Source organism: Maribacter luteocoastalis (assembly GCF_048890225.1).
GTDB classification, from domain to species: domain Bacteria; phylum Bacteroidota; class Bacteroidia; order Flavobacteriales; family Flavobacteriaceae; genus Maribacter; species Maribacter luteocoastalis.
In genome coordinates this window covers 434,798-446,694 of sequence record NZ_JBMFZG010000002.1, presented here as the reverse complement: position 1 = coordinate 446,694, position 11,897 = coordinate 434,798, and the positions used below count along the sequence as shown (strand labels likewise).

7 protein-coding genes are annotated in these 11,897 nt (G+C 35.6%); 5 read left to right on the top strand and 2 right to left on the bottom strand.

Annotated features, from left to right (window positions below; translation table 11 throughout):
• Positions 1 to 49 precede the first annotated feature (49 nt).
• Positions 50 to 1,411 (top strand): vanadium-dependent haloperoxidase, encoded by a 1,362-nt coding sequence (locus tag ACOCEA_RS06555; RefSeq protein WP_420755411.1) that lies wholly within the window; start codon positions 50 to 52, stop codon positions 1,409 to 1,411.
• Positions 1,412 to 1,469: 58 nt separating this feature from the next.
• Positions 1,470 to 2,324 carry an NHL repeat-containing protein gene (locus ACOCEA_RS06550; protein WP_420755410.1) on the top strand — a complete coding sequence of 285 codons (855 nt, stop codon included), beginning with the start codon at positions 1,470 to 1,472 and terminating at the stop codon, positions 2,322 to 2,324.
• Between the two features lie 4 nt (positions 2,325 to 2,328).
• Here ACOCEA_RS06550 and ACOCEA_RS06545 read toward each other — a convergent pair whose 3' ends face one another.
• A complete protein-coding gene (locus ACOCEA_RS06545; protein ID WP_420755409.1) occupies positions 2,329 to 6,036 on the bottom strand; it encodes a metallophosphoesterase in 3,708 nt (1,235 codons plus the stop codon).
• A 55-nt stretch (positions 6,037 to 6,091) separates the two neighbouring features.
• Here ACOCEA_RS06545 and ACOCEA_RS06540 point away from each other — a divergent pair, with 55 nt between their 5' ends.
• Entirely contained in the window at positions 6,092 to 7,309 is a 1,218-nt protein-coding gene (locus ACOCEA_RS06540) for a Pycsar system effector family protein (protein ID WP_420755408.1), read from the top strand.
• Here ACOCEA_RS06540 and ACOCEA_RS06535 read toward each other — a convergent pair.
• Positions 7,298 to 9,667 (bottom strand): GAF domain-containing protein, encoded by a 2,370-nt coding sequence (locus ACOCEA_RS06535; protein WP_420755407.1) that lies wholly within the window; start codon positions 9,665 to 9,667, stop codon positions 7,298 to 7,300. The genes ACOCEA_RS06540 and ACOCEA_RS06535 overlap by 12 nt on opposite strands.
• A 113-nt stretch (positions 9,668 to 9,780) precedes the next feature.
• Here ACOCEA_RS06535 and ACOCEA_RS06530 point away from each other — a divergent pair, with 113 nt between their 5' ends.
• On the top strand, positions 9,781 to 10,680 hold the full coding sequence (locus ACOCEA_RS06530; RefSeq protein ID WP_420755538.1) for a metallophosphoesterase: 900 nt from the start codon (positions 9,781 to 9,783) through the stop codon (positions 10,678 to 10,680).
• The gene (locus ACOCEA_RS06525; RefSeq protein WP_420755406.1) at positions 10,584 to 11,858 is read left to right on the top strand and encodes a helix-turn-helix domain-containing protein; all 1,275 of its coding nucleotides are present in this window, start codon (positions 10,584 to 10,586) and stop codon (positions 11,856 to 11,858) included. Before ACOCEA_RS06530 ends, ACOCEA_RS06525 begins: the two co-directional genes overlap by 97 nt.
• Positions 11,859 to 11,897 lie beyond the last annotated feature (39 nt).

The window sequence follows — 11,897 nt, the reverse complement described above, 5'->3', positions numbered from 1 at the left end:
CGTACATTTTTAGAAATATTTCATCGTAAAAAAGAAAAACAGATAAGTTATGTTCAGGAAAGTTTCCGCACTCATGCTTTTATTAATTTCAATTTCTTGTACCCAAGAAAAGCCAGAAAGAAATGAGCCTATCCATATAAGTCCAGAAGATTTACATAACTCAATAGATAAGGTTGTGGAGATTATGATTCATGATATCTTTTCACCTCCTGTTGCCAGTAGAATATTTGCTTATCCTAATATTGCAGCATATGAGATAATGGCACAGGTAAATCCAGAGTATAAAACACTTACAGGACAGGTAAATGATTTAACTCCCATACCTGCCATGGATACCATCCAAAATATAAATCCAGAATTGGCAGCAATGATTGCCCATATGAACATTAGTAAACAACTTATCTTCTCTGAAGATAAGTTCAATGTTCTTCAAGACAGTCTTTTTAATAAATGGAAAACCACTAATGAAATAGAATTTGAAGCCTCAAAAACCTATGGACTAAAAGTAGCAGACCATATAAAGAAATGGATGAACAAGGATAATTATAGCCAAACACGTACCATGCCCAAATTTACGGTTGATACTGATGACGCTGCAAGATGGCAACCAACGCCACCTGCCTACATGGATGGTATTGAACCTCATTGGAATAAAATAAGACCATTTTTCCTTGATTCTGCTGCGCAATTTAAGCCAGTACCACCACCACCATTTTCCATGGAAGAGAATTCTGCTTTTTACAAAGAGCTTAAAGAAGTCTATGATATTAGTAACAAAATTACGGCGGATGGTGATGAGTCTGAAGAAGTACAAATTGCAAAATTCTGGGATTGCAACCCATATGTTTCTGTTACTAGGGGCCATTTGATGTTTGCCACAAAAAAAATCACACCAGGTGCACACTGGATCGGTATTACTAAAATTGCTTGTAGAAACACAGAAGCAGATTTTAGTAAGACGGTTTATGCCTACACTAAAACTTCAATGGCCATTGCAGATGCTTTCATTAGTTGCTGGGACGAAAAATATAGGAGCAACCTAATTCGTCCAGAAACATTGATCAATCAACATATCGATGAAAATTGGCAACCCATTTTACAAACACCACCTTTTCCAGAATATACAAGTGGACATAGTGTAGTCTCCGGCGCTGCCAGTACGGCTTTGACCGATATATTTGGCGATGATTTTGTATTTGAAGATGATACAGAGCTTCCCTACGGACTTCCAATGAGGTCGTTTAATTCTTTCAATGCGGCTGCTGATGAGGCTGCTATAAGTAGAATGTATGGCGGAATACATTATCGTGCAGCAGTTGAAGTTGGTGTAGGACAGGGAAGAAAAATTGGCGACCTACTAAACCTCAAGGTACAAATGATAGAGGATAAGGCAATTGCATTGAACCAATAGAGTTAATTATTTCTGTAGTTAAAGGACTGTTCCAAATCTTCCACTTAAATTCATTTAAATGATAAGAACGTGTCTTGTAGTAATACTTTGTACAACTATTTCCTGCTCAAATTATGGGCAACTTAAAGTAATAACTGACCTTCCAAACAAACTTGATGAAAACTCAGGGATTATTTCATTTAAAGATTCTACTGTTTGGGTCATTGAGGACAATGGTAATAAAGATGAAATTTATAAGGTTGATTTTACAGGTGAAATTCTTAAGACTTTAAAAGTAAAAAATGGGGATAATGATGATTGGGAGGATTTGGCCAAAGATTCATTAGGCAATGTATATATAGCTGATATTGGTAATAACCAGAATGAACGAAAGAACCTTACCATTTACAAAATTCCGAATCCCGAGATAGAGCCCGGGGATAAAATTGATGCCAAAAAGATAGAATTCAATTATCCCGAACAAAAAGAATTTCCACCTAAAGACGATGCATTATTATACGATGCCGAGGCCTTATTCCACCATAAGAACAAACTTTTTATTATTACAAAAAACAGAAGCAACCCCTTCACTGGTGATGCATACATCTATAGTGTTCCTGACAAACCAGGAACCTACAACGCTACCTTGGTAGGCAAAATAAACCTGTGTTCTGATTGGAAGACCTGCCAAATAACTGGTGTAGACATTTCACCAAATGGTGATAAAATTGTCGCACTTAGTTATGGCAAACTTTTTGTTTTTACCGAATTTGGCTGGGACGATTTTTCAAAAGGCAAAATTGTAGAAATAGATCTGGAAACCAGAACACAATTAGAATCTGTCTGTTTTTTAAACGATACTACCCTCCTATTATCTGATGAACGCTCCCATGGTACGGGACAAAATCTGTATAGGTATACTCTTAAACCTTAGTGTTTCAGAATCCAAATCCTAGCCCAAAGCTAAACCGAGCACCATCTTCACTGTGAAACAATGCTAAATTAACCGCTAGAATATCTGAGGCATTTAGGAAAAATCCACCGCCATATGAGGTATGCCATTGGTTAGATGCTATTCCAGGAAACCAAACCCTGCCATAGTCATAGCCTGCAAACAAACCTAAAGAAGTAGGTAATATCCTAGTTCGCATCCTCCGTAGGCTATATCTTATATCTGTATTTTGATAATAGGCAGTTTTGCCAGTGAAACGTTGGTTTCGAAATCCTCTTAAACCGTCCACACCGCCAATACTTGCCCCTTGATAAAACTCATAACCATTGCCAATATTAAAATGCCCCTTCCATTTTGTAGCAAGAACCAATCTTCCACTTGGCACTAATTTATAATCAAAAGAAATACTTGGAATAACATAGCCATAATTACCTCCTTCTTCTCCTAAATTATCCTTAAACCCAGCTTCTATAGAAGTTGACATTCCCATAGTTGGAAAACTTTGGCTATCATAGTTTTCAAAAGAATATCCTCCATGTACACCAATAAAAGTATTTTGTGTTTCTTCGCCATTATTCTGGTAAAACGTATTAATAAATCTGTTCTGGGTCTCCTCTACTTCTATGGATTCATAGGATACCCCTAATTTCACTTTAGAACCCAATTGCCCCCTGATAACCAATGAAGGGGAAAATTCAAAATTTTGAATCCTCACCCTATTAAAGTCCAAATCATCATCATCATTATTAATAGTATTGTTACCATAACCAAAGAAGTTGACAGCAAAATTAGGTGTAGTAAACCTTGCTTTGACTTCTAGGTTCCATTTCTCAAAAATATGTGCAAATTCCCCAGCGTATCCCAACTCCGCCCCACCTGTAGCAAAATAATAAGAAGCATTAAATGTATGTTGTTGGCTAAATGGATTTTGACGAAACCCATTATATGTATAGGTATTTAAAACACCAATTTTAAAACCATCATCTGGATTAAAACCAACAGTGGGTATTAACTGGTTATTACTACTCCTAATGTTTAAAGGGCGATAGGTATTTACCTCATAAGCATCGGTTAGTTTTACTCTGGCCCCATTGGTTTTCTTTAAAGTATTGGGCTTGCCCTTGTATTCATAAATTACAATTCCCTTTCCATTTTCAACCTCGTAAACATCATTGTTCTGGCCTCCTATTAAGCGTACTTTAATACCACCTATGTTCTTTTCATTGTTAACCTCAAAAATATCGTCATCATCAAGACCGTACACCCATATCTCTTTGGTGGTGGTTTTTTGAAAAACCTTATCATAAAACTTCCGTTTCTTTTTTCCATCTATAATACGATACGCCTTTACTTCGATTTGATTATCATTTAGCCTATTTACTTCGAACCAATCATCTTTATCGGTGCCTACTACTACGGCATATTTGTTCAATATATCATAATAGGTAGTCGCTGTTTCATCAATCTTGTTTAATCTTGAAAGTAGAGTTTGCTTTAGTTCCATAACGGTTTCGTCACGTACTTCTTCAGGGAACATTGTAAATGCTTCATCGATAGCCTCTGGTGTTAAATTTTCTTGTAAGAATTTAGCTTGTTCAATCCACTCTTCCTTAGTCGTTTCAGAAAATAATGCAAGATCCAATACATAGGTTTTAGGGGAGGAATTAAAACCCTTAACACTTCTTATTTCCTCATTAAAACCTTCCATTAAACGAAGTCCGGGGATAATTCGTGTGGCAATGCCCATTAACAGGCCATCACCCATTTTAGAAAAAACTTGATCCCTATCCCTTGGTACCGGTCTGTAAATGATTTTCTTGCCCACTTTAAATTCTGCCCAACGCCACTGATCAACATGCCTATCCCAATCGCCAATAACCATATCAAATAGTCTTGCTTTCAGGTAAGCATCTGTATCAACTTCATACTTCTCGTCATCCCTTAAATTCTCTAACATAGCATCAGTACTTTTGAGCTCATTACTAAAACCAAAACTCGCAAGGTTACCATGGCCATCCCCAGCATGTTCTTCGATCATATATAATTCATCCCCAAAAAGTTCATTGAAACTTCCTAATTTCTTTTGTTTTGGCACATAATATAGTGTAGGGTTGGTATGATAAATCCCAACAGCATCAGATAGTTTACCAATGGTAAATGGTGCATAAGGGTGTGCTCCCGTATAAAAATCCTCCAACAACTCTTGGGTGTACGTATCTTTAAGATCTTCCAAAACATACTGGTCTTGAAATGCCATAGACTGCAAATAAAGCTCTGCACTTTTACGCAATGCCCGCATTACGTATTCTTTACCATCATTATCGGTTAATCTTAACGATTTGGATTGATGTCCACCTCCTTTTTTTATTGGAGTCAAACCGCCATAAAGTGTATCTAGCATAACTACAGGCGCGGTTACTTCTGTCCCATAGTATTTACGGTAACGATCCCCCCATATAGTTTTAAAAAAACTACTCTTCTCTATTTGTTCTTTGCTATATACTGAAGCCTTGATCGTAGGAGGAAAGTTCACAGGATAATTATTTTCTATTTCCTTTTCATCGGGTGGTAAGACTGCTGATGTAAATAGGAATTCTTCCCTACCGTTTTCATCAATACCATAATACCGCACTCTAGATGCGCCATTTTCATAAACTTCCAGAGTGGCATAACCCATTCTACCTGTAGAGAATCGCGAGCCATTTAAAAGTCTTGTTGTCCCCTTTTTAGCACCAGAACCACTAACTATTTGTGGGGTATTTTTCTCAACTATATATTGTAAGGTATGCTCATGCCCTGATGCAAATATCACTTTATTTGAAAATTGGGCCAAGGTGGTTATCTTTTTTCTTAAATCAGTATATCTCTTATTACCCAGATCTTCTATAGAAGCCCCTGAGGTTCTGCGCAAAACATTAATAAAGGTTCCTAGAATGGGGATTGGAAAAGGCAGTTTCTTAGGATAGAATTGTTTCTCTATTGAGTATTGACCGCCATGTGGCCCATAACTGGTCATAGGGTGGTGCATGGCTATTATCGTAGTTTTTTCCCTGTTGTCCTTAATGGCATCTTCCAATTCCAACAAGAATTTAGTCCTGCTTTTTATATCACATTTGTCATTGATATCTGGTCTTTTGTCCCAATTTGTTAAATACCATTCTGTATCTAAAACTATAATTGCAACTTTTTCATTAACATCTATAACTTCAATAGGGCAACCGTTTTGTGGAACAAATGCATTTTTATCGTCTAATTGCCTCTGAATGTATTTTTCCTCACGTTCCAAGCCAATCAGCCCCTCTGTATACCAATCATGGTTTCCTGGAATAAAAATAGGTTTGCCTTTAAAACTCTCCAATGTTTTAATTTGCGCATCTAAATGGCTCTTTGCTTCTAAATAGGCAATGGTGGAATCTTTAGGGTCCGGCAAACCCGCTGGGTAAATATTATCCCCCAAAAATATTGCTGTACTATTCTCTTTGGCCTTATCTAATCTTGATTTAAATGCTTTTAAAGCCGGATTCATTCCTCCAATAGGAGAAAGACCTGCGTCGCCCACCAAATAAAATGTATGCAACACTTCATCATCTAGTGATATATCATTAGCATCCTTTTCATTTACATATTTTGTCCTGTATGTTGCACATCCCGTGAACAGTAGTATTAACAAAATAGAAGCGTAATATTTTTTCATATAAATGTTCCTGTATTCAAATTTTTGTAATTTGGATTATTCAAATCCCTATTATATGTCGGAAATTCTAGAGAAAACTGAAAATTTTGTTGCAGAACTATTATCAAATAATCTAGACTCCAGGTATTTATACCACAACCTAAGACACACACAACGCGTTGTTAAAAGTACTAAAGAATTATTGAATTCGTGTACGCTATCCGACAAGGAAAAGGAGGCTATTTTATTGGCGGCTTGGTTGCATGATACAGGTTATACCAAGGGTAGCACCAATCATGAAGAACATAGTTGCCAGATCGCAAATGAGTTTTTAAAAAAAGAAGGGTATACTCCCCATTTAATTACTGAGGTATTAAAATGTATTATGGCCACCGAACGTTTTGCTGAACCACAAACCATCGATGAAAAAATCATTAGGGATGCGGACAGCTCACACTTCGGGCAAAAAAGTTATTTAGAAACCTCAGAGTTGCTAAGGGAGGAACTTAAACTTTTAGAAATCGCAGATTATAGCTATAAAGAATGGTTAAATGCCAATATTAAAATGTTTAGGACAGAACATCGGTTTTATACAGATTATGCTATTGAAAACTGGCAAGCTGGCAAGGATAAAAATTTAAGAAAACTTATAAAGGATAAAAAATCAGAAAAAGAAATTGCCAAAAAGGAAGCTTTAAAAGCTAAGTATAAAAGTGAAAGCCCCGATCGTGGCATACAAACCTTGTTCCGGGTAACTTTAAAGAACCATATTACACTAAGTGATATTGCAGATACCAAAGCGAATATTCTTTTGTCGGTAAATGCCATTATTATCTCCTTGGCACTTTCCAATTTAATACCAAAGTTAGATAACCCTTCAAACGCATATCTTATATATCCAACCATTATTTTTGTAGTATTTAGTATAGTATCTATGGTATTGGCCGTTTTAGCTACGAGACCTAATGTTACAAGCGGAGAGTTTACTAAAGAAGATGTACAACAAAAAAAGGTAAACCTACTTTTCTTTGGTAATTTTCATAAAATGAGTTTGGTAGATTATGAATGGGCCATTAACGAACTAGTTAAGGACAAAGAATATATTTACTCCTCCCTAACCAAGGATCTTTATTTCTTAGGACTCGTATTGAATAGAAAATATAAGTTATTACGCTGGACCTACACAATTTTCATGATTGGAATGGTCCTATCTGTAATTGCATTTGCAGTGGCGTTCAAATATTATGGGCCAGAAAGAAAACTCCAATTACTCTCAGAAATATTAGTTTTTTAAGGTATCCATAAGGTCCTCATAGGTAAAGGTTTTCTCAGATTCCTTGTCTGTTCTATACACTATTTCTGCCCTGATGGCCTTTAAGCCAGATACGCCTTGCAAGCCTTCTAATTCTACAATTTCTATATTGTCGGTAAAGCACCCTTTGGATTTTAAGAATTTGATATACCTTAAGTACTCAAGCTCGTCCTTTTTTTGAGAATATACAATAGCTATTTTACCAGCTTGTGTCAAGCGTTCATTGGTTCCTTTTATATAGGACTTATCTATTCTTTTTTTGATTATTTCATATCTGGCATTGTAGGTGCCATCAACATCAAACTGTTTTTCATCCATTCGGAACCTGATAGAAAGTGATGTGTTGTACACCAAGATCAGTGAGGTTGCATCTAAAGGCACTGGTAATTCTGGTTTAAGCGCATAATGGGTGTTTTCCATTTCACACATTACCTGCAACTGCCACAACCTAAGATTATTTAAGTATAGGGTGTTGAAATTCTCTTTTCCAGAAATACTTTCACCTATATACATGTTATGTTCAACACCATCTGTTTTATAGCGCTCAAAGTAATGCGGATACATATTTTGTGCCTGCTCTTGCCTTCTATCAATTACACTAGCTAATTTTTTATTGATCAAGGTAACACTCTCGTCATAATTCTTCCTATGATCATAATAAGATTCCGTACCCATGTCTATTTTAGATTCATATTCAAGAACATGTTGGGCTATTTCGGGTTCAGTCTTTTTTAAATGTGAGAATACCGGAATAATTTCTTCCTTTACAAAATCAAAAATAGCTTGTTCACTATTCGTGTAAAGCATTTCTTTAATGCTTTCTAAGTGATTGTTTACCCTAAAAATCAACTCTTCATAAATAGGGAGCTGTTTCTTTTCAAATGCTTTGTTCAATACCTCGTTAATACGCGCTAGCTGAATCATGAGGTCACGTTGTATCGCTTTATTACGAGCCTTTGACGAATCTTTAATGTCTATCTGTCCATAAAGGGGATACACGTCCTTAAATACAATTTCCTTAAAAAAAGGTTGTTTGCCCTCTAATTGATCTTTAATAAAATATTTGGCCTCTTCTTGAAATTTCCAATAAACAGAAGAATGTACCGACGTACATTCATTTTGGATAATAGCATCTATCAGGTTCTCTTCCTCTACCTTAGATCGAACAACGGCAGACACAATAAACGGCATTACATCATCTAACTTTCTTGCATTAACCCCGTTCAATGCATTTTTTTTGGGTGAGACCAATTCCAATACCCCAAGTAGTTCCCCTTCAAAAGCAATAGGGGCCAAGATAGCACTTTTAATTCCTTGTTCTTTTAATCCTTTATAAGGATCCATGCCACCGGATTTTTCATAGTTCTTATCGACATCTGATATTGCAAAATAGGTGCTTTCCTTAATGAGCTTACCATAAGAATATTGACAAAGGGCATTATTACATATTTTAGCATCCTCTCCGTTAAGTATAAAACTGCCCATCCCCTTGCCATAAACAGGTTCAAATTGGTCTTTTTTGGCATTGTAGGTTACAAAACCAACCTGTATCCCTGGTGACCTAAAAAACGATTTAAACGTCTCCTGTAGATTTATCATGAAATTATCACTGCCTCTTTTATCACTGGCAATCAATTCAGATTTAATTTCAGATATGGAGTGTTCAACCGTAACATCGAACATATTGGATATAACAAAACCTTTGGATATAAAACTGTCTGGTGGAATTTTATCCATCCAAAGATTTAAATCATTGGGATTCTCTAGAAGTTCATCAACATCTTCCTGTGTGATTTTTTTCGAATTTTCTGTAGGTAAAATTTCAATAAAGTCTGCATTATATAAAATTCGATAATGGCGCATTACCCCGTTCGCATCAGGAATATCATAAAAATAAGGCCTGCTAAAATCTAAATTGAAACCATAGTGGTACTTAAGAATAACTGTACAGCCCATGATATAATCCACCCCTTCTTCCTGGTTTCGAATTTGAGGTTCAAAACCTTCGCCAGCATCCTTGACTATCTGTTGAAATCGTTTAGAAGATGCAAAGAAAAAATCAAAATAAGGGAAAGACGCCACCTTAATTTCATTTTCACTAAGAATAGGAGAAAAGCTATCTTGTAAGACAAGATCAATAACATCTTTATATTTCGCCAACAAAGAGGTATCCCAAAAACCTTCCCTAAGTTCTGGATAAGGTTCTTGTGCCTTTAAAACCTCCTTGGCCCTGGCTGCAACTTGGTCATCCCCTTTACTCAATACATCATATTTTGATAATAGTTTATCAAAACTTATTAGATGCTTTAATGGCCTTAGTTTGTGGTTTCCTTTTAACATACTTCTTTTAGTCTCCCAATTATCTGTAAAATTACAAAAGCTAGTGTAGTTTTTTGTTAAAAGATTATGTTCTGGATTAGCCTCTTTTTCGGATATTTATGCAAACATATTTAATGTCCTCTTCTAAAAGACTTTCTAGGGCCTACCAAAATGCCAAGACCATTTCTTTTGATGACACCTCTAAATTTATATTATTTAGCGATTGTCACAGGGGAGATAACAGTTTTGCCGATGATTTTGCCAATAACAGAAACATATACTTTCATGCTTTAAGTCATTACTACAATGAGGGTTATCAATATTTTGAATTGGGTGATGGCGATGAACTTTGGGAAAACCTTCATTTCGAATCTATTTTTGAAGCCCATAAAAATGTTTACCAACTTCTAAGAAAGTTTCATTTAGACAAAAGACTGCATATGATTTGGGGCAACCATGATATGGTCTATAAAGACAAGGCTTATGTAGACAAACATTTATCCAGCTATTTTGAACCTATTGACAATACTGATAAGGAACTTTTTGAGGACCTTACCTATAATGAAGCCATCATCCTTAAACATTCCAAAACCCAACAAGAAATTTTTTTAACCCATGGCCACCAAGCAGATTGGTGGAACTATACCTTTTGGCGCTGGGGCCGTTTTTTGGTGAGGGTACTTTGGAAACCCCTACAAGTGTGGGGTATTGCAGACCCGACCAGTCCCGCCAAAAACTATAAGGAGCTTATAAAAATTGAACGTAGAATAAAAAGATGGATTCTTAATAATAAGTTACTTATAACCATTGTAGGCCATACCCACAGACCACGTTTTCCGGAACCTGGAGATATTCCCTTCTTTAATGATGGCAGTTGCGTCCACCCTAGAAGTATTACAGGTATAGAAATTGAAAACGGACAAATATCTTTGATAAAATGGCACATAGACACCACTTTGGATGGCACTTTAAAAGTGGTGAAGGTTTTGCTGGAAGGACCTCAAAAATTGGTGGACTATTTAGAAAAAAATTAACATTGGACCATTTAGATAAACTTATAGAAAATATTCCTTTAAGACATAATTTCATTTCTACCCTCATGTTTTTAGGTGTGGTACAAAGTTTTTTTCTAGGGTTTGTTCTTCTTATAAGGTCCAAAAAAAATCAGGGAATAACATGGTTTGCTGTTACCATGTTGGCTTCAGCTCTAGTTTTCTTGGATGTATACCTTTGCTATACCGGTTTAATTAAAAATGTGTTGTTTCTTAATGATTCTACAGAATCTTTGGTGCTCTTATTGGGGCCCACTATCTATTTCTCTATTTATGTTTTCTTAAAGAGACAAAATATGGTATTAGGAAAACATTGGTGGCATTTTGTTATTCCTACTGGTTATTTACTCTCGCAAATCCCATTTTATTTGGCACCCCTATCGGTCAAATACAACGCTTATTTAGGAGCATACTACTCAGATTTACCAATTGCAAAAGTTAGAGAATCTTTTGATTACAGTTATCACTATATCAAGGATACTTTTGATTGGTTAGTGCTTTTCAGTTTTCTACTTTATGTAATTTTATCCTTGAATCTTGTCTGGAAAGAAAAATCAAGGTTACTAAGTATCGGGACAAATAGCATTTCCAAAAAGTATATTTTTACTAGAAACACAGTAGCTGCTCTTTCCCTGTTATTGTTTATTATTTTTCTGGTTTTCTACTCCTTTGATGATGATAGCGGCGACCATTACTTGGCCATTTTTCACGGCTTCCTAGCATTTCTCACCACTTATGTTTTACTTGCAGAATCCCAATTTTTTGAAAAATCATGGATTGCCGATAAATACGAAACATTAGGTTTAACCAAATCAGATTTAAACCTCGAGGTCATTGAATCCTATATAAATGAAAATAACTACTTCCTAGAGCAGAAAGCATCTTTAAAAGATTTAGCATCGATGTTAAACACACATCCAAATCAAATTTCAAAAATAATCAATCAGGGAAATCATTCTAATTTTAATGATTTTATAAATCAAAAAAGAATAGCCTTTTCTAAAGTAAAATTGGTTGATCCAAAATTCTCCAACGTTACCATTGAGGCCATTGGAACCATGGCAGGATTTAAATCTAAGTCTGCTTTTTATAATGCTTTTAAAAAGCATACAAATACTTCTCCTTCTGCCTTTATTAAATCTTTTTCTCCAAAATTGTAATTCAGGACAGGAATAGGGAGTTGAAAATTTGTACGATAA

Bases quoted from the DNA above. Each gene is read 5' to 3' on its own strand.
- ACOCEA_RS06555 (WP_420755411.1), top strand. From the start codon at position 50: ATGTTCAGGAAAGTTTCCGCACTCATGCTTTTATTAATTTCAATTTCT.
- ACOCEA_RS06550 (WP_420755410.1), top strand. From the start codon at position 1,470: ATGATAAGAACGTGTCTTGTAGTAATACTTTGTACAACTATTTCCTGC.
- ACOCEA_RS06545 (WP_420755409.1), bottom strand. From the start codon at position 6,036: ATGAAAAAATATTACGCTTCTATTTTGTTAATACTACTGTTCACGGGA.
- ACOCEA_RS06540 (WP_420755408.1), top strand. From the start codon at position 6,092: ATGTCGGAAATTCTAGAGAAAACTGAAAATTTTGTTGCAGAACTATTA.
- ACOCEA_RS06535 (WP_420755407.1), bottom strand. From the start codon at position 9,667: ATGTTAAAAGGAAACCACAAACTAAGGCCATTAAAGCATCTAATAAGT.
- ACOCEA_RS06530 (WP_420755538.1), top strand. From the start codon at position 9,781: ATGTCCTCTTCTAAAAGACTTTCTAGGGCCTACCAAAATGCCAAGACC.
- ACOCEA_RS06525 (WP_420755406.1), top strand. From the start codon at position 10,584: ATGGCACATAGACACCACTTTGGATGGCACTTTAAAAGTGGTGAAGGT.